The sequence below is a fragment of the Limnobacter sp. G6BE5S genome (assembly GCF_058448965.1).
On sequence record NZ_JBZFLM010000004.1, the window covers coordinates 74822 to 91756 of the forward strand.

General features: G+C 51.6%; 16 protein-coding genes. 8 read left to right on the top strand and 8 right to left on the bottom strand.

The window, feature by feature from the left end; genetic code table 11:
• Positions 1-48: 48 nt before the first annotated feature.
• From ACVL1J_RS08300 to ACVL1J_RS08310, 3 genes are all read right to left on the bottom strand, one after another.
• Entirely contained in the window at positions 49-540 is a 492-nt protein-coding gene (locus tag ACVL1J_RS08300) for a peptidylprolyl isomerase (protein ID WP_159571836.1), read from the bottom strand.
• Positions 541-662: 122 nt separating this feature from the next.
• Positions 663-1958, bottom strand: a complete 1296-nt coding sequence (locus ACVL1J_RS08305; RefSeq protein WP_491665274.1) for a L,D-transpeptidase family protein — start codon at positions 1956-1958, stop codon at positions 663-665.
• A complete protein-coding gene (locus ACVL1J_RS08310; protein WP_491665275.1) occupies positions 1959-3071 on the bottom strand; it encodes a nuclear transport factor 2 family protein in 1113 nt (370 codons plus the stop codon).
• A 190-nt stretch (positions 3072-3261) separates the two neighbouring features.
• On the opposite strand from ACVL1J_RS08310, the gene cysS reads away from it, so the two are divergent.
• Genes cysS through ACVL1J_RS08340 form a run of 6 tightly spaced genes read left to right on the top strand, consistent with a single transcriptional unit; the run spans position 3262 to position 9879 of the window.
• A complete protein-coding gene (gene cysS, locus ACVL1J_RS08315) occupies positions 3262-4668 on the top strand; it encodes a cysteine--tRNA ligase (protein ID WP_491665276.1) in 1407 nt (468 codons plus the stop codon).
• Positions 4653-5306: a DNA-3-methyladenine glycosylase family protein gene (locus ACVL1J_RS08320; RefSeq protein WP_201301480.1), complete on the top strand. Its 654-nt coding sequence runs from the start codon at positions 4653-4655 to the stop codon at positions 5304-5306. The genes cysS and ACVL1J_RS08320 overlap by 16 nt, the downstream gene beginning before the upstream one ends.
• A gap of 9 nt (positions 5307-5315) precedes the next feature.
• A complete protein-coding gene (locus ACVL1J_RS08325) occupies positions 5316-6278 on the top strand; it encodes an acetyl-CoA carboxylase carboxyltransferase subunit alpha (RefSeq protein ID WP_159571040.1) in 963 nt (320 codons plus the stop codon).
• Entirely contained in the window at positions 6279-7247 is a 969-nt protein-coding gene (gene tilS / locus ACVL1J_RS08330; protein WP_341237749.1) for a tRNA lysidine(34) synthetase TilS, read from the top strand.
• Positions 7248-7257: 10 nt separating this feature from the next.
• Positions 7258-8196 carry a 3'-5' exonuclease gene (locus tag ACVL1J_RS08335; protein WP_341237748.1) on the top strand — a complete coding sequence of 313 codons (939 nt, stop codon included), beginning with the start codon at positions 7258-7260 and terminating at the stop codon, positions 8194-8196.
• Positions 8197-8199: 3 nt separating this feature from the next.
• Entirely contained in the window at positions 8200-9879 is a 1680-nt protein-coding gene (locus ACVL1J_RS08340; protein WP_341237747.1) for an ATP-binding domain-containing protein, read from the top strand.
• A 13-nt stretch (positions 9880-9892) separates the two neighbouring features.
• On the opposite strand, the gene ACVL1J_RS08345 is transcribed toward ACVL1J_RS08340, so the two are convergent.
• Positions 9893-10387 carry a hypothetical protein gene (locus tag ACVL1J_RS08345; RefSeq protein ID WP_159571028.1) on the bottom strand — a complete coding sequence of 165 codons (495 nt, stop codon included), beginning with the start codon at positions 10385-10387 and terminating at the stop codon, positions 9893-9895.
• Positions 10388-10515: 128 nt separating this feature from the next.
• Between ACVL1J_RS08345 and ACVL1J_RS08350 the strand changes: the two genes are divergently transcribed.
• Positions 10516-12285: a long-chain-acyl-CoA synthetase gene (locus tag ACVL1J_RS08350; protein WP_341237746.1), complete on the top strand. Its 1770-nt coding sequence runs from the start codon at positions 10516-10518 to the stop codon at positions 12283-12285.
• Here ACVL1J_RS08350 and ACVL1J_RS08355 read toward each other — a convergent pair.
• Both ACVL1J_RS08355 and ACVL1J_RS08360 read right to left on the bottom strand, forming a co-directional pair.
• Positions 12277-13149, bottom strand: a complete 873-nt coding sequence (locus ACVL1J_RS08355; protein ID WP_159571022.1) for a lipase family alpha/beta hydrolase — start codon at positions 13147-13149, stop codon at positions 12277-12279. The genes ACVL1J_RS08350 and ACVL1J_RS08355 overlap by 9 nt on opposite strands.
• A gap of 34 nt (positions 13150-13183) precedes the next feature.
• The gene (locus ACVL1J_RS08360; protein WP_341237745.1) at positions 13184-13648 is read right to left on the bottom strand and encodes a hypothetical protein; all 465 of its coding nucleotides are present in this window, start codon (positions 13646-13648) and stop codon (positions 13184-13186) included.
• A gap of 122 nt (positions 13649-13770) precedes the next feature.
• On the opposite strand from ACVL1J_RS08360, the gene ACVL1J_RS08365 reads away from it, so the two are divergent.
• Positions 13771-13896, top strand: coding sequence for a hypothetical protein (locus ACVL1J_RS08365; RefSeq protein WP_256366118.1), 126 nt, complete (start codon positions 13771-13773; stop codon positions 13894-13896).
• A 98-nt stretch (positions 13897-13994) separates the two neighbouring features.
• Here ACVL1J_RS08365 and ACVL1J_RS08370 read toward each other — a convergent pair whose 3' ends face one another.
• Positions 13995-14570, bottom strand: a complete 576-nt coding sequence (locus ACVL1J_RS08370; RefSeq protein ID WP_341237744.1) for a hypothetical protein — start codon at positions 14568-14570, stop codon at positions 13995-13997.
• Positions 14571-14707: 137 nt separating this feature from the next.
• A complete protein-coding gene (locus tag ACVL1J_RS08375; RefSeq protein WP_159571013.1) occupies positions 14708-16897 on the bottom strand; it encodes a TRAP transporter permease in 2190 nt (729 codons plus the stop codon).
• Positions 16898-16935: the final 38 nt, after the last annotated feature.

The following is a 16935-nucleotide window of genomic DNA, read 5'->3' on the forward strand; positions in this document are numbered from 1 at the left end:
AGGTCATTAAAAAAGCCCTTGAACAAGGGCTTTTTTTATTGGGTAGCTTTACAGTACTTCGACGCCCTGAATAATCACATCTTCCAGCGGTACGTCTTGGTGAAAACCTTTAGAGCCGGTTTTGACCGCCACAATTTTGTCGACAATGTCTTTGCCCTCGGTCACTTTGCCGAATACGCAATAGCCCCAGCCTTGAGGGGTAGGGCTTTTGAAGTTCAAAAACTCATTGTTTTCCATGTTGATGAAAAACTGGGCAGTCGCAGAGTGCGGGTCGTTGGTACGCGCCATCGCAATGGTGTACTTCTCGTTTTTCAAGCCGTTGTCGGCCTCATTCTTCACGGGGTCTTTGGTGGGCTTCTGTTTCATGCCGGGTTCAAAGCCGCCGCCTTGAACCATGAAGCCGCCGATGACACGGTGGAAAATGGTGTTGGTGTAGAAGCCACTTTTTGCATATTCCAGAAAGTTGGCCACGGTAGCGGGGGCTTTTTCAGCGTCCAGGGCGATTGTAATGTCGCCAAAATTTGTTTTAAGTTTAACCATGGTTTGTTTTTTCGCTTTTGCAAACGCAGAGGAGATTGAAGAATTACCGATGCTAACAGCAATCGCCGAGAACATCGACCACTTGAGAAAAACACGTTTGCCTTGAGTCACAGACTTGTCCTTTACAGTTTTGAAGTATCTTCTTGCACAATTTGCCAGCGTGTGCCGACTTTCATCCAGTACTGTTGCTTGCGGATTTCACCCGACAATTTGTCCTCTTGTTTGAAGGACACCAGCATCATGTCTTTGTCGCTGGGGTATCGCATGACCGTGAGGTCGCCGATGGAGATTTTTCCAAACGACTTGTTGCCGATTTGCTGATTTTTCTGCCACTCAATCAAACCCTGGCCGTCTATTTTCACATCGCTTGCGTAATGATAAATTCCTTTGGAAAAGCCTTTTTCCAAGTCCTTTTTCCAGGTGTCCACCATGCGCAAGGCAGCTTTGCGGTGACTTTGCCACACATCCACGGGCACGAAGTCAAGTCTCTCGCTGATGACAACTTGTGTGCTGCCAATGTCGACAAATTTTTTCAAGGCAAGCAAGTCCTGGTTTGCCAGCACTACACAGCCATCGCTGGCCTTGGGGGGGCGACTCACATAGTGTTTGGGCATGCCGTGCAGCCAAATACCATAGCCGGTTTTACCTAGCCGTTTGTCCCAAGCATTTGGATAATCGATGGGCAAGGCAATGGGCCCGTAGAAATCAGTCAGTTTTTCTTTGGGCAGTAATTCGGTAATTGTGTACACGCCAATGGGTGTGCGTTTGTCACCCTCGCGCACCTTCACCGCCCCCATTTTTCCTTGGGACACGTAAAAGTCAGTCACCAAGCGTGGCTGGGGAAATGCGTTTTCATAAAGAAAAAGCCGTGAGCGAGTGGTGTCTACCAAAATCACGTAACGTTGATCGTCATTCAGTTCAACCAGTTCGGCAGGCAGCAAGTCGCGTTGGGGGCGATCTTTAACTGCTTTGAATCGTGCTATGGCCTCGTCTCGCAACTCAGTGAGTTCTTCCTGTTTTCCCTTGGGAACATCGAGCATGTCGCCGATTTGCGTTAAGGGACGCCCAGCCTTCAATGACAAAATATCGCCTTTGAGCATGTGGCCAAGGTAAAAATTGGGAAATTCGGCAAGCAGTCGATCTGTTAATTTCAGCGCCTTGTTTAGCTCATGCTTGCTCAAGGCGAGGTAAATTTCCTCTACGGCGGTGTCGATTACGGGCTGGTAGCTGGCTGACTCAAACAGCTTGCTGGCCAGCGAGCCTTTTTTGGGTTCGGCGCTACTGTAGGCGGCGAGGTCAAACGACTCTTCAGAGCCTGATTGAACAAAAGTGGGGGCTGCGGTGAATGCCCAAAACAACAGGGGTGCGGCAAATCGCAACCCTTTGGACATTCTTCGAAGCTTATTGCTTAACCACATTTAACCGCCCACCCTCTCGCTGGTAATTTTCCAGGTGCCGCCTTCCTGTTTCATGGTCAATGTTTTCGCGGACACATTGTTCAGGCGGTTGGAGAAATAACTCTGCTTGAACTTCACCACAGCTTCATTGCCAGTGATTGTGATTAAGGGGTTTTCAACAACCACGCGAATGGTTTCCTTACCAACAATGCGTTGTTCGCGCATTTTTTCCCAATTGGCACGGTTCATTTTGCCGGGTGTGTCGAAATCCTGGCTGTACGCGCCCAGATAACCGGCCATGTCTTGATCCGTCCAGGCTTTGGCCCATGCTTCAACAGCTGCAAGTACCTGGCTGTCCATGCCGATCGTATTTGGTTTTGTCTCGGCTGGTTTGCTGGCAGTGATTGCTGGCGCTGCTGCCGGGGCAGGTTTGCTTGGTGCCACTTCAACAGTGGGTGCAACAGTGGGTGGTGCGGCAGCAACCACGGGCGGTGTGGGTACTACTGCGGGTGCAGTTTTGGCTGGTGCGGGTTTGCTGGCTGGTGCTGCAGCAGGTGCAGCGGCCACAGCCACTGTTTCTGGTTTGCCTGCAATCAGGTTGCGCACCAGTGACAGTTTGGTTTGAGCGGTTGAATTGCGACCATCCAGTTGAAGGGCTTTGTCGTAGGACTGACTCGCCAATTTGGCATACACGTCGCCCAGGTTTTCATGGGCAGTTGCATAGCTGGGATGGGTGCGAATGGCCATTTCAAGCGATTCACGGGCTTTTTCGTATTCGCCGCGCCCCGCGTACAACACTGCCAGGTTGTTGTAGGGTTCAGGCAACTCGGGAAAGTCCTCAGTCAACTTGGTAAACACAGTGATCGCTTCGGTGGTCTTGTTCCGCTCTGTCAGGATCAAACCTTTCAGGAAACGCATTTGTGCATCGTTGGGACGATTGGCCAGGTAAGCGTCAGCACGGGCTTGCGCCTGTTCGAACTGACTGTTCTGAATTAATTTGGATACTTCATCCGCCTCGTCGGCATAGCCGGGGCCACCGGCAAACGCCAAGCCCATGAGGGCGATCAGCAGCGCATATTTGCTTTTTTTGAATTTGCCACTGATTGACGACGTGATTGTTTTTTTAGCCTGCATTCGGTTGCGCCTTTGCGGGGTTACCCGTTCATGTGATTGGTTGGGAAAAACTCGATCATGCGTAATGATATACTCGACCGCTATTGTAGCAAGCCCTAGAGCGGGTTGGCTTCTGAACTAGGTTTCCTGAGTGCTACTGTGTCAGATTGTACCGTTTTGACAGGCTGAGTCCGCTTTTTATCCGAGTCCAATGAAATCGTCTCTCCAAATTTACAATTCAATTCTAAGGAAAAAGCAGGCTTTTTCACCGCTTGATCCACAGAACGTCCGGATGTATGTGTGTGGCATGACAGTCTACGACTTCTGTCACCTGGGCCATGCCCGCGTCATGGTGGTGTTCGATTTGCTCAAGCGTTGGTTGCGCGCCTCGGGGTACCCGGTTACCTATGTGCGTAATATCACTGACATTGATGACAAGATTATTCGCCGTGCTGTTGAGAACGGTGAAAGTATTCGTTCGTTGACAGATCGCTTTATCGCAGCCATGCACGAGGATGCTGATGCATTGGGCATTGAACGGCCTGATCATGAGCCGCGTGCCACAGAGTATGTGGCCGAAATGCAGGAAATGATCCAAACGCTGATGAGCAAAAGACTGGCGTATCGGGATGATTCCGGTGATGTGAACTTCGCCGTTCGCGCATTTCCAGACTACGGTTGTCTTTCTGGCAAAAGCCTGGATGAGTTGCGTGCTGGCGAACGCGTGGGCGTCTCTGGCAGCAAAAATGATCCACTTGACTTTGTTCTGTGGAAAAGCGCCAAAACCGATGAGCCTGTGGATGCCAAATGGGAATCTGATTTTGGCGTAGGTCGCCCGGGTTGGCACATTGAATGTTCAGCCATGAGTTGCAAGTTGCTGGGCAATACGTTCGATATTCATGGCGGTGGAGCAGATCTGCAGTTTCCCCACCATGAAAACGAAATTGCCCAAAGTGTGGGTGCGACCGGTGAAAGCTTTGCCCAGTATTGGATGCACAACGGTTTTGTGCGGGTAGAAACCAATGGGCAATCGGAAAAAATGTCGAAATCGTTGAATAACTTCTTCACGATTCGCGACATTTTGAAAGTCTACGATGCCGAGGTGGTGCGGTTTTTTATTCTTCGTGCCCAGTATCGCAGTCAACTGACTTATTCCGAAGGTCATGTTCAAGACGCGAAGGCAGCCTTGGGCCGTTTGTACACAGCCGTGGGCGATGTGCAAGCCGCAACCACCATTGACTGGAGTCGGGACTTCGAATCCCGCTTTGCCGAGGCGATGAATGACGACATGAACACACCCATTGCGATTTCTGTGTTGTTTGAAATGGCCCATGAAGTGAATCGCAGCGCCGATCAGACACTGGCCGAGCGATTGAAAGCGTTGGCACAGGTGTTGGGCTTGTTGGGTCGAACCTCCGAGGCCTTCCAGAAAGCGGAGGTGGGCGAACAGGCAGGTACGTTCGACGAGGCAGCGATTCAAGCGCTGATTGACGCCCGCACACAGGCCAAGACGGATCGAGATTTTGCAAAAGCAGACGCCATTCGCCAGCAGTTGCTTGATTTGGGTGTCGTGCTGGAAGACAAACGGGGCGGTGCCACTGAATGGCGGCGAGCCTGAGGCTGAATCACGACCCTGATGCGCCTGCCTACTGGCAGGAGGCGTGCATGGCGTTGACCCTGCAAAGCCCTGTGTGGGCTGACTTGGTCAATCGGCATTCCGACCGGGCATTGCGGTCTCGCGGTGCGCCTTATGAAACCATGTTGCGCTCGTTGGTGGGTCAACAAATTTCGGTGAAAGCAGCAGATGCGGTGTGGGCCCGAGTGGTTGGTGCCTTGAATGGTCAAATCACCAGCCATTCTTTGCTCGCCTTGGCGGATGACACTTTGAAGGCCACAGGCCTTTCCCGCCAAAAAATTGCTTATTCCCGGGCTTTGAGCGAATTCGAACAGCAGGGGCGGTTAAAACTGGAATTACTTGACAGGATGGACGATGAAACCTGTACCAGCCACCTGTGTGAAATCAAGGGAGTAGGGCGCTGGACGGCGCAGATGTTTTTGATGTTCTGTTTGCGCAGGCCCGATGTATGGCCTGTGGATGACATTGGTGTGCAGCGCGGTATCTCGCGCCAATTTTTCGAAGGTGAACCCATCGGACCGAAAGAAGCACTACAATTCGGGGAAAAATTAAAACCTTGGCGGACCGTGGCAGCGTGGTATTTGTGGCGCAGTCTGGATCCAGCTGTGGTGGACTATTAAGAGAACCTCATGAAGCAAACATTTCTAGATTTTGAAGCGCCCATTGCCGAATTGAAAGGCAAAATCGAGGAGCTGCGCCTGGTTCAAGATGGCTCAGCCGTTGATTTGTCAGAGGAAATTCGACGCTTGGAAGGCAAAAGCGATGTGTTGACCAAAGAGCTTTACAGCAAACTTACCCCTTGGCAGGTCTCGCAAGTGGCAAGGCATCCGCAGCGCCCTTACACGCTGGATTACATTGCCAACGCGTTCACTGATTTTCATGAACTGCATGGCGACCGCCATTTTGCCGACGACCCTTCGATTGTGGGGGGCTTGGCCCGGCTGGATGGTGAAAGCGTGATGGTGATTGGTCATCAAAAGGGCCGTGATGTGAAAGAGCGTACCCTGCGCAACTTTGGCATGCCACGCCCCGAGGGCTATCGCAAGGCGCTGCGTTTGATGAAAACCGCTGAAAAATTCGGTATTCCCATTGTGACTTTGGTTGACACGCCCGGGGCCTACCCCGGCATTGATGCTGAAGAACGCGGACAATCCGAGGCAATTGGTCGTAACCTGATCGAGATGGCACAAATTCAGGTGCCCATTGTCAGCGCAATTATTGGTGAAGGTGGTTCGGGCGGGGCGCTGGCATTGGCCGTTGCCGACCATGTCATCATGATGGAAAACGCCACCTATTCCGTTATTTCTCCCGAAGGTTGCGCCTCGATTTTGTGGCGCAGTGCAGAACGGGCCTCCGATGCAGCAGAAGCGTTGGGTATTACGGCAAAACGCCTGCGCGATTTGGGCTTGATTCAGGAAATTGTCAAAGAAAGTTTTGGTGGCGCGCACCGCGACCACGCGCAAACAGCCAACAATTTGAAAACCGCCATCAAGGCTGCCTTGAATATGTTGGTGACCTACAAGCCCAAAACTTTGTTGGATGCTCGCCATGACCGCTTGATGAGTTATGGTCACTTCAAGGTGAGCAAGTAATTGAGGCCGTCGCTTGAAGCCTTTTTAAGCGACCTCAAACGCCACACACCGACACCCGCCAGTTTTGTAGTGGCTTATTCTGGTGGTGTCGATTCCACCGTGTTGCTACACGCTTTGCACAGCATGGGCTTGTCGCTGCACGCTGTGCACGTGAACCATCAAATTCAGCAACAGGCTGATTCTTGGGAAGCACATTGCAAAAGTCAGTGCGAACAGTGGGGTGTACCGTTTACAGCGTTGAGGGTCGACGTAGAGCCGGGTGATTTGGGCCTTGAAGGCCAGGCCCGTGTGGTGCGTTATCGGGCAATTTTCAACTGGATGAAAACCAATCAACACACGGTATTGCTGTGTGCCCACCACCGGGATGATCAACTTGAAACTGTGCTGCTGCAATTGCTGCGGGGGTCTGGTTTGCGGGGCGTGGGTGCCATGCGGGTTGTGGGCCCGGTGGGGGTGGATCGACACCTGCATCCCCAATTGCTGTTGTGCCGCCCTTTGCTCAACTGTAGCAAGGCCAGCCTGCTGGAGTACGCACGGTTGAATCACTTGCAACACATCGAAGACCCCAGTAATGATGACACCACACTGCGCCGCAATTGGGTGCGTCACGAATTGTTGCCCAGTCTTGAAGAACACTTTCCTCAAAGCCCGAAGGCCTTGTTGCAACTGGCCGAATTTTTTCAGGCACACTATTCAGAAGAAGACTCCAATACCGAGGCTTACGCGCCGCAAGTGGTTTCCGCTTCAGGAACATTGCTATTGAATCCGTGGCGGGAACTGGATGAAACAAACCAATTGAATACCCTTCGGCATTGGCTGTTGGGGCAAGGAGTGCGCTGCGGCAAGCTGAAATTGCAGGAATTGGCCCGCCAGTTGCGGATCAACAAAGGCGGCATTCGGGTGGTGAAAAAAGGTTGGCATGTCAAAGTAAGCCGACAGCAGGCTCACCTGCAACACACTCAACCATAGGACAAAGCGTTTGAATAACGATGACTTGAACAACAGCATGGGCAATATAGACCCGGAAACGGTGGCCCAATGGCTGGAAAGCAGCGGCAACTACAAAGTGCTGCGCCGTATACAAATGCGCGACAGTTTCGGTGGGCAGATCAGCAGCCCTGTGAAAGTGTTGGTGGTCGACACCGAAACCACGGGTCTTGATTTTGCGACTTGTGAGGTAATTGAAGTGGGTGCCTTGCTGATCGAGGTGGACCAGGACACCGGAGCAATTGGCGCGGTGCTGGGTAGTTACGGCGGGCTCGAGCAGCCTAAAGTACCGATCACTCCTGAAAATTCGGCCATTCATGGCATTACCAATGACATGGTGAAAGACCAGCATTTCGATGAAGCGGCCTTGAAAGCCTTGTGCAATGACGCTGCATTGTTTGTGGCACACAACGCAGCATTCGACAAACCTTTTATGCTGCGCCGCTTTCCCTGGCTTGAGAAATCAATCTGGGCCTGCACATTTCGTGAATTGCCGTGGACACAGGAAAATTATTCAGCCCGTAAGCTAGAGCATTTGCTGTCCGATTGCGGCTACTTTCACGGCGCACACCGCGCGGTTGAAGATTGCAATGCCTTGATTCATGTATTGGCACAGCCCCTGAAGACTTCACAACGCATGCCTTTTCAGGTGCTGTTCGACAGCGCCAATGAATCGATTTACCAAATCGCTGCACTGAAGGCACCATTTGAGAAGAAAGATTTTCTAAAGTCCAAGGGTTTTCGCTGGAATGCGGATGACCGTGTTTGGGAATTCGAGGCGGTTGGCTTTTCCGAGGGCAAGGAAGTCATTGAGTGGCTGCGGGAGCAGGTGTATTGCACCACTGGCAAAATCATGCTGGGTTTTCGCATTCAGGCTGGGGTTGATCGTTACTCTGGCACCACACTGAAACAACAGTTCAAAGAGGTGTAAGGCGTGCCCGCCAAGGTTTATCCATCGGACACCAGCGAGCTTGCACTAGACGGCGCCCAAGCCCGTGAGCGCGATGTTTTGCTGCAATTGCAAGCGCAGTTGCCCGACAACTACACCATTTATCACGGCATACACTGGTCACGAATCGAGCACGGGCTCACGGTCACTGGCCGTATCCAGTTTCTGATACTTGGCCCAAGCGGCATTGTTTACAGCATTTTGATGAAAACCGGTTTGATGAAGCTGGACCAGGGCCGGGTGGTGAAGCAATTGGGTGAGCAGCGCCAAGACGTGTTCAACGCTTTGGCCGAGCAAGGGGCTTTACTCAAGCAAAAATTCAGTCAACAACACCAGGGCACCCTTCGGGTTGAGCCTGTTTTTTATTGCCCGGATTTCACCGTGTCAGATGCCAGCGGGCTGACTGTGAATGCCGAGCGTATTGTAGACGCACGTCACAAAGATGAGTTGGCCGCACTGATTCAAACCATCGACATCACGGCTGACCTGTTCAGCAGCCACTCCAATCCGAAAGCGATTCATTCCTTTTTGTGCAATGAACTGAATCTGGTTCCTGAAGTGGGGGCATTGTCACAAGCCGCTGAAACCTTGGTCACGCGCTTGTCACATGGCTTGGAACAATGGGTTTCAAGGCTCAGTTTCGAGCCTTTTCGTTTGCGTGTAACGGGCACTGCGGGCAGCGGAAAGTCGCAATTGGCCTTCAGTGAATTGCAACGCAACCATGCCTTGAAAGCGCGAACTTTGTATGTGTGTTACAACCGCCCGCTTTCTTCGCACATGGCGCAGCAGGTTCGTGAAGCAGGTTTGATGGGTGCTGTGGTGTTTAATTTTCATGCTCTGTGCGACCGCATGCTGCGAGATGCAGGGCAGGAAGTGGACTACGCCTCGCCCGGCGTGTTTGGCCGTTTGGCAGAGCAAGTGCTGGCCACCCCTTTGGACAAACGTTGGGTGTTTGATTCAATTGTGGTGGACGAGGGGCAGGATTTCGACCAAAGCTGGTTGCCTGTGCTTCAGCGTTGCGCGCATTCCGGTACACGCTGGTTGTGGCTAGAGGACCCCATTCAAAATCTGTATGCCAAGCCGGCGGTCAGTTTGCCAGCTTGGGTTAGCCTGCACACGCCCATGAATTACCGCAACCCCAAACGCGTGGTACAGGCTTTGCAACTTGTTCAACATGAATTCAGGTTTGAGTCGCCGCTACCATTGGACATTGAAGCGGCATGCCCACTGGAAGGTTTGCCACTGGAGTTTTTTGAGTATGACAGCGATGAGTCCTTGTTAAGTCAGACCGCCAAGGCGATTACTGCCTGCTTGCGACATGGTTTTACTCGCGACAAAATTGCGGTGCTCAGCATGCGCGGTCACGAGAAGTCAAAGGTATTGGCGCAAGCCAGTCTTGGGCCGCACAGCTTGCGGCATTTCACGGGTCGGTACGATGACAATGGTAGCCAGGTGTTTACCGAAGGCAATGTACATGCAGAATCGGTTTATCGTTTTAAAGGGCAGGCTGCACAGGCTGTTGTGGTGACTGAATTGGCTTTTGTTGACTTCAACGAGGCGGATTTCAGGAAGCTGTTTGTGGCGATGACCCGCGCCAAGTTGTTGTTGGTTTTGGTAGGGCAGGTCGATACCTTGCAGCGTTTACGCCGTGCTGTATATGCCTGAGCCTGGTGGGCGGTTACTGCTGAATTTGCCAGGTCCCTTTGCTGGGTGAGCACACTTCGCCCCGGAATTTGGTTTTTTCACCATTCACAATCGTGACGCCCAAGTAAGTGCGGCAAGTGTCAGACTTTGCGCCGGGCGACAAATACACCCCAACGCCATTCACTGGGTTGAGCCAGCGCACAGCTTGCCCCGAGGGCACCAACTCCATGGTGTGTCCGAAGCAATGGGAGTCAACCGCAAATGCGTCAACCAATTCGGTTTCAGTGAAGATTGTCTTGAAGGCGTCGGTGGATTCAACGTAGGCCATTTGCTCGGTCAGGGCACCCTTGAGTGCCTCGTTTTGAACCAGCTTGGCATCGCATTGCCCACGCAGTACCCCAAAGTCGTTGTTCCAGCCTTTGCCCGTGTAACCGATAAAATTTTTGGCATTGGCCACATGAAATGGCAGTGCCATGGCAAGCGCAAGCAGGCAAAGAACAGTTTTCGAGCGTACTTTGGCTATGGGCATGGAAGAATACTTAACTGGGCAGCCTGATGACATTGATAAAAACGGTGTGTAAGCGAATTTCGTTGACCCAAAGAGTGTATCTTTTTCTGTATAAAAAAACATGAGACAGCGCCCGGAGGCCGCACAAAATGACAGTTCAAGGCAAAACAGTATCCGCAATTGACATTGCCAAAGGTGCCTTGGGTTTTCTGCCTGACGTTCCCCATATTTTACCTTCGTTGGCCAGTTTGGCATTTCTCCGGCCGCATTCACGCCGCTCACTAGGCCTTCTGTTTCAGGAAACTGCGCGCAAGCATGCGAAATCTTCATTCCTGAAAAGTGACGAGCAATGTTGGACCTACGGACAAGCCAACTCAATGTGTAATCAAATGGCGCGCGGGCTGCTTTCGATGGGAGTCAAGGCCGGTGACACGGTCGGGTTGCTGTCGGCCAATCGACCTGAAACTTTGCTTGCAGTAATTGCCTGTGCCAAGTTGGGGGCTGTTGCCGCGCTGTTGAATATCAATCAGCAAGGTGCTGTGCAGGCGCACAGTTTGAAGTTGGTGAAGCCCAAAATAATTTTGGCCTGCGATCGTGGGCTGGATATTCTTAAGCAACTGGAATCTGAGGACGCCACGCTGCTCAAAGGCATCGAATTGCTCTCGCTGCAAACGGACAGTAGCCTTTTGCGGGTAAGTGATTTTCGCAGTGCCTGGTATACGCAGCCTTCCCACAACCTGGCACAAACTGCTCAAATTACAGCGAACTGGCCCTGTTTTTATATCTTTACTTCAGGCACTACCGGTTTACCCAAAGCGTCGGTGATGAGTCACTACCGTTGGTTGCAAGCTGCCTCGGGAATGAGTACGGCTGTGCGTTTAACTGCGAATGATGTGTTTTATTGTTGTCTGCCGCTGTATCACAACAATGCGCTTACCGTGTCGCTTGGTATTGTGTTGGCCTCGGGGGCCTGCTTTGCGCTGGATGAAAAATTCAGTGCCAGTCAATTCTGGAAACGGATCGCCCATTACAAAGCCACTGCGTTTTGTTATATCGGGGAATTGCTGCGTTATCTGTTGAATCAAGCACCCACCATGGATGATCAAAACCATGAAATTCGCTTGATATTGGGCAATGGCTTGCGTCCGGAAATATGGGATGACTTTGAGAACCGGTTTGGTATTCATCAAATTTTCGAGTTTTACGGAGCAAGCGAATCCAACCTGGGTTTTATGAATGCCTTTGGGTTGAAGGAAACCGTGGGTTTTTGTCCAATGCCATTTGAAGTGATCGCCTGCGATGCGGATTCCGAGCAGGTGGTACGAAATGCACGCGGGTTCTGCAAAAAAGTTGCGCGTGGCGAAGTGGGTTTGCTGATCAGTGAAGTGACCGATCTGCGCCCCTTTGATGGGTATACCGACCCGAAAGCCAACGAAGGAAAACTGCTGCGCAATGTGTTTAAACAAGGTGATTGCTGGTTCAATTCAGGCGACTTGGTGCGCAGGCAAGGGTGGCAACACATTCAGTTTGTAGACCGTTTGGGCGACACATTCCGCTGGAAGGGTGAGAATGTAGCGACCTCGGAAGTTGAGGGTGTGTTGGCCAAATTGTCATTTCTGGAGCATGCAGTGGTATATGGCGTCAAGCTGGAAGGCGTTGATGGCCGGGCTGGCATGGCAGCTGTGGCGGTAAAACCGGGTGTTGAGCTGGACTTAAAAGCCTTGGCAAAGCATTTGACTAGCCAACTTCCCGGGTATGCAGTGCCGCAGTATGTGCGCTTACTTCAAAGTGTGGAAACCACCGGCACCTTCAAATATCAAAAAGTACAACTGAAGAAAGAGGGCATTGATCAAGCGGTGGTGAGCGATCCCTTGTATCGTTTCGACACTGCAACCCGGGAGTACACGGTGCTAGTTTGAGGCGGTTTGTACCGGCTTTCCTTGAACCAGCTTGACAATCAAATCGAGAGTTTCAGTGTCGTACAACATGCCGCTGTGTGACACGCTTTTACCCGGGAGCAAGTCTTGAATATAAATGTTTTGGACGCCGGGCTCTTTCACAAACTGATTTTCAACAGGTACCACGACCTTGTCATTTTTGGTGACCAGCACGCTGTATTGCACACCAGGCATTGTAATGGGCCCATCTTTTAAATCACGCAACAATGCCGAGCGGGGGTGTTGGTCCGCGCAAGCCAGGCAATACTCCACTAAATCGCGGTTGGGTGTTTTTGCAATCGATGTGCCATTGACACTGGGTGCCAAAGCGACAAAACGATCAACATGATCAGCACCTTGTAATTTCTTCAAATAATAAAAGCCAATCAGCCCACCCTGAGAGTGACCCACCAAGGTCACCTTGTCGTGCTTTGTGGCTGATTTTACGAACTTGATGAAATCAGCGATCCGTTGCCCCGATTCATCAACTGCGCCTACGCCTTTGAACCAGTCGCTGGGTTCGGCTGCACCATAATCGATCGAATACACACACAGGTTTTGATTGGCCAGTGCGGGGCCCAAAGCGCCGAATGAATACATGCTGGAAGAAAAAGTACCGTGTATCAGCACCACCGGGTTTTGATCATTCGTGGGACGACACGCCCAATTGTTAACGCCATCAGGCATTGTTTGACCGCCAAAGACCTGGCTCAAAAACGAACTGGTCCAGTTGGCTTTGGCCTGGTACTGACCAGTGGAATTTGCAGGACTGGTTGTGCTACACGCCGCCATGGTCAGCATGGTCAGCGTGGCAAGCAGTAAACGGCGAGTGAACTGGTTAGACATTGTGAGGTATCCCCGGGTAAGCATGGTTTGCTCTTTAAGACCAGAATTGCAGCAAAGGGTTCTGTAGCGCACCAGCAAACAAGTAGAGCGTCCCACCAATTTCCGCAAATACCAAGGCCACCATGAATACAGCCAGGCCCGCCCGGGGCATGGGGTGTTTTCCAAGTTTGTGGGGTTGTCGCAGTTGGTTGTCGGGTCCTTTGAGTGCAGCCTGTATCAGGTAGCCGGTAACGGCCAGCACAAAAAAAGCAATTACGATTATTGCCGCGTAAAGATTGTTGTCTGGATTGAAGACACTGAAATGTGCCAACACGGCCAAAGTGATGCACGCAAAGCCGTAAAGCAGACTGGCCCGGTGGGCGATGTCTACGTATGGGTGTGCCAAACCTTCAGCGCTTTTCCACATTTGCAAGAATTTCCACAATCCACTGAAAAGTCCAACCAAAAGGAAGAACCCTGCGGACAGTATGGCAAAGGCGGTGGCCGAACTAATTGTCATTGTATTTACCTCTTGGGGGTAGTCGGATAAGGTGGCCCCCTTTGTGGGAAAGACTCACTTGTGTTTTTGCTCTTAAATAGAGTCATCAACACACATGTGCATTATGCACCGGGAGTATTACCATGGACGATTTCGCAAACAAGCGCTTTGATGTGACCATGCTGGGTGAACTGGAAGCCAAACGAGAGTGGTTTGTCGGTGTGCTCGGTGCCAGTGTGTGCTACGGCCTGATTCTTTGGTTGCTTTGACAACGCACTGAACAATTCATTGTCACCATAAAAAAACCCTCGAGAGTTCGAGGGTTTTTTGTTTAGTCAAAGCACAGCTCAAGCTGGGCAATGTCTTTTCAGACCGAGGCCTTGGGTGTAGCAGCAGCGCGCTTGGCGCGTGGTGCAGCAGCTTTCTTGGTAGCGGGCTTCTTGGCAGTTTTCGTCGCGCCAGTTTCACCTTTCACACCAATTTTCTCGAACAACTGAGAAGCGATTTGCTCGGCTTGCTCAATGGCAGGCTTCAAAGTTTCGTTTTTCTTGGCTTGTTCCAAGGCGCTTACACCCATGGTGATTGCGTTTTCAGTCAAAGACTCGGCTTGCGACAAAGCCAAAGCTGCGTATGAAAAACCTTTGTCGATCACAACTGGCAATTGCTGTTCGAACAGCTCAACGCCTTTTTGTGTGTACACCTGGCTAACACCAACAACTTTTTCCAAGCCTTGCTTGATCTCGGTGCGTGCATTGACAACCACTGACTTGTCAGCCAAAGGCAGCTTTTCAGCAGCAGTGAATGCGTTACCCAAACCTTGTGACAACAGGCCAAATTGTGCTTGTACCAGGCTGTTCAATGCCTTGGCAGCAACTTGGTGCTGGTTCTTCAGTTCGGTATTGGTTTTGGTCAGCAGTTCAGCTGTTTTTTCAAATGCGTACATCGTGAGATCTCCTTGGGTAGCGGGTAGTCAAATTTCGTGACACTTCGCACTATAGGGAAATCGCTTTGGCAATGAAAGGGTTTGAACCTGAGGCTCTACACTAAAAAAGAGTGTAGGTGCCTCAGGGTGTTACGTTTTTAATCCATTCCGCGAGTTTGAACCATGGGTTCTGGCGCGGGTTTTCCTTTAAAGAATTTATTAAGAATGATGGCAACAATAGCCAGTACAGCACCGCCAATGTCGGTGTACAAACCACCTTCGATCATGCAAAGCGCTGCGACAAGCAAAATGCCCCGTACTACCCAGTTCGAGTGTGCGCCCCAGAACCAGCCTTGGATGGCGGACGCCAGGAAAAACACGCCGATACACGCCGTGACAAAGGCACGCAAAATCACAAACCATTCACCTTCCATGAGCAACGCCGCATTGTAGAAGAACATGAAAGGCACGATAAAGGCCGTCAAACCGATTTTAAAGGACGTGAACGAAGTTGCCATGGGGTTTGCGCCTGAAATGCCGGCGGCTGCATACGAGGCCAGCGCCACAGGTGGCGTGATTGCCGAGATTACTGCAAAGTAGAACACGAAGAAGTGGGCCACCAGTGGCTGAATTCCCAGTTGAATCAGGCCAGGCGCAACCACCGAAGCAGCCACTGCATAGGCTGCCGTGGTTGGCATTCCCATGCCCAGCAAGATTGCAATACACATCGCAAAGAACAGGGCGATCAGTTGCGAGTTTTCAGCAATGTCCAGAAGAATGGAGGAGAACCTGGCGCCCACACCCGTCAAGGCGATCACACCCACGATAATGCCTGCACAGGCACACACTGTGATGATCTGAATCGACATGACCCCCGCAAGATCGAAGGCTTTGAAAATACTTTTTGGACCCATCTTAAAGGGCGTGAGCCAGCTAACTACAGCAGCAGCAGCCGTGGCCAATGTGCCGGCCCTGATCACTGAATAGCCCATGAACAAAGCAACGATCAGGATGATGATGGGAATAAACAGGTAGACCTGTTTCACCATTTTGGAGAATTGAGGCAGTTCGTCGGACCGCATGCCACGCATGCCCAGTTTGGCTGCTTCAAAGTCAACCATCAGGTAAGTCGAGAGGAAGTACAACACGGCCGGGATCACTGCCGCGATCGCGATTTCCGAGTAGGGAATGCCCGTGATTTCCGCCATGATGAAGGCACCAGCGCCCATGATGGGCGGCATGATTTGCCCGCCAGTAGAGGCTGCGGCTTCAATGGCGCCAGCAGTTTTTCCGTTGTAGCCTACTTTTTTCATGAGTGGAATGGTCAGCGAACCCGTGGCCACTACGTTGCCGGCGCTCGTGCCGTTGATCATGCCCATCAGGCCAGACGCGAAAACTGCCACTTTGGCAGGGCCTCCACGGGCTCTTCCTGCGGCAGCAAATGCAAAATTGACAAAGTAGTCGCCCACTTTGGAAGCCTGCAGAAACGCAGCGAACACAATGAACAAAATAATGTAGGTGGAAGACACTGCCGTGGTTGCACCCAACACTCCCGCATCGGTGTAGATGTAGGAAAAGAAGCGGCTGAAATCAAAGCCGTCGTGTGTCAAAAAGCCGGGCAGGTAAGGCCCAACGAATGAATAGAGCACGAAAATAACTGAAATGATCACCAAGGCGCTTCCGGCCACGCGACGCGTCAGTTCCAGAATCAGGGCAAGACCTACCATGGCTGCCCAGGCATTGCCGGGTGAGGCGAAAGGCGTGCCCGCACGCATGCGCAGCGCAGTGCCGTCCAGGTGCACCATCAAATAGGCTGTGCTCGCTATTGTTGCCAGAACCAGCGTTGCATCCAGCCAGTTGAAGCGATGGCCTTCCGGGCGTAGAAACCATGAGGCCACGATAGCACCCAGCCCTGCGATGGCCAGGGGAATGCCAAACTGGTTCACTTCCATCTCGGGTGCGATCATTTCACCATTGGCAATGATCTGGTTCATGTCAAACACAATGTAAAGCGAGTAAAGGGCGGGTAAGGCTAGTAATACAGCCAAGGCCTTGATCAGCATTTGATTGCCACGTTGCGGCTGGTCAATGTTCGCAGATGAATAGGCGATGAAACCAATAATCAGCGCGCCTGAAACGTGCAGAATGCGAAAAGCCCAGGTTTCCACCGGCGCGATGTTAAGGGTAAACACATGCCAAAACGCATAAGCCGCAGAAATGATTGAGACAAACAGCGCTGTTTTTTGCACAAATTTGCGTTGATTGCTTGCCATTGGTTCGTCATCGACGCCTTGCGCGATGAGGTGTTCCTCTTCGGCATGGCTGGATATGCTGGTGGATTTGGACATGATTTGACCGATTCAAAAAAAATTGAGAATTGAGGTTT

Excerpts from the sequence above, each read along its gene's own strand:
- ACVL1J_RS08300 (WP_159571836.1), bottom strand. The coding sequence starts at position 540 with ATGGTTAAACTTAAAACAAATTTTGGCGACATTACAATCGCCCTGGAC.
- ACVL1J_RS08305 (WP_491665274.1), bottom strand. The coding sequence starts at position 1,958 with ATGTGGTTAAGCAATAAGCTTCGAAGAATGTCCAAAGGGTTGCGATTT.
- ACVL1J_RS08310 (WP_491665275.1), bottom strand. The coding sequence starts at position 3,071 with ATGCAGGCTAAAAAAACAATCACGTCGTCAATCAGTGGCAAATTCAAA.
- cysS (WP_491665276.1), top strand. The coding sequence starts at position 3,262 with ATGAAATCGTCTCTCCAAATTTACAATTCAATTCTAAGGAAAAAGCAG.
- ACVL1J_RS08320 (WP_201301480.1), top strand. The coding sequence starts at position 4,653 with ATGGCGGCGAGCCTGAGGCTGAATCACGACCCTGATGCGCCTGCCTAC.
- ACVL1J_RS08325 (WP_159571040.1), top strand. The coding sequence starts at position 5,316 with ATGAAGCAAACATTTCTAGATTTTGAAGCGCCCATTGCCGAATTGAAA.
- ACVL1J_RS08345 (WP_159571028.1), bottom strand. The coding sequence starts at position 10,387 with ATGCCCATAGCCAAAGTACGCTCGAAAACTGTTCTTTGCCTGCTTGCG.
- ACVL1J_RS08350 (WP_341237746.1), top strand. The coding sequence starts at position 10,516 with ATGACAGTTCAAGGCAAAACAGTATCCGCAATTGACATTGCCAAAGGT.
- ACVL1J_RS08355 (WP_159571022.1), bottom strand. The coding sequence starts at position 13,149 with ATGTCTAACCAGTTCACTCGCCGTTTACTGCTTGCCACGCTGACCATG.
- ACVL1J_RS08360 (WP_341237745.1), bottom strand. The coding sequence starts at position 13,648 with ATGACAATTAGTTCGGCCACCGCCTTTGCCATACTGTCCGCAGGGTTC.
- ACVL1J_RS08365 (WP_256366118.1), top strand. The coding sequence starts at position 13,771 with ATGGACGATTTCGCAAACAAGCGCTTTGATGTGACCATGCTGGGTGAA.
- ACVL1J_RS08370 (WP_341237744.1), bottom strand. The coding sequence starts at position 14,570 with ATGTACGCATTTGAAAAAACAGCTGAACTGCTGACCAAAACCAATACC.
- ACVL1J_RS08375 (WP_159571013.1), bottom strand. The coding sequence starts at position 16,897 with ATGTCCAAATCCACCAGCATATCCAGCCATGCCGAAGAGGAACACCTC.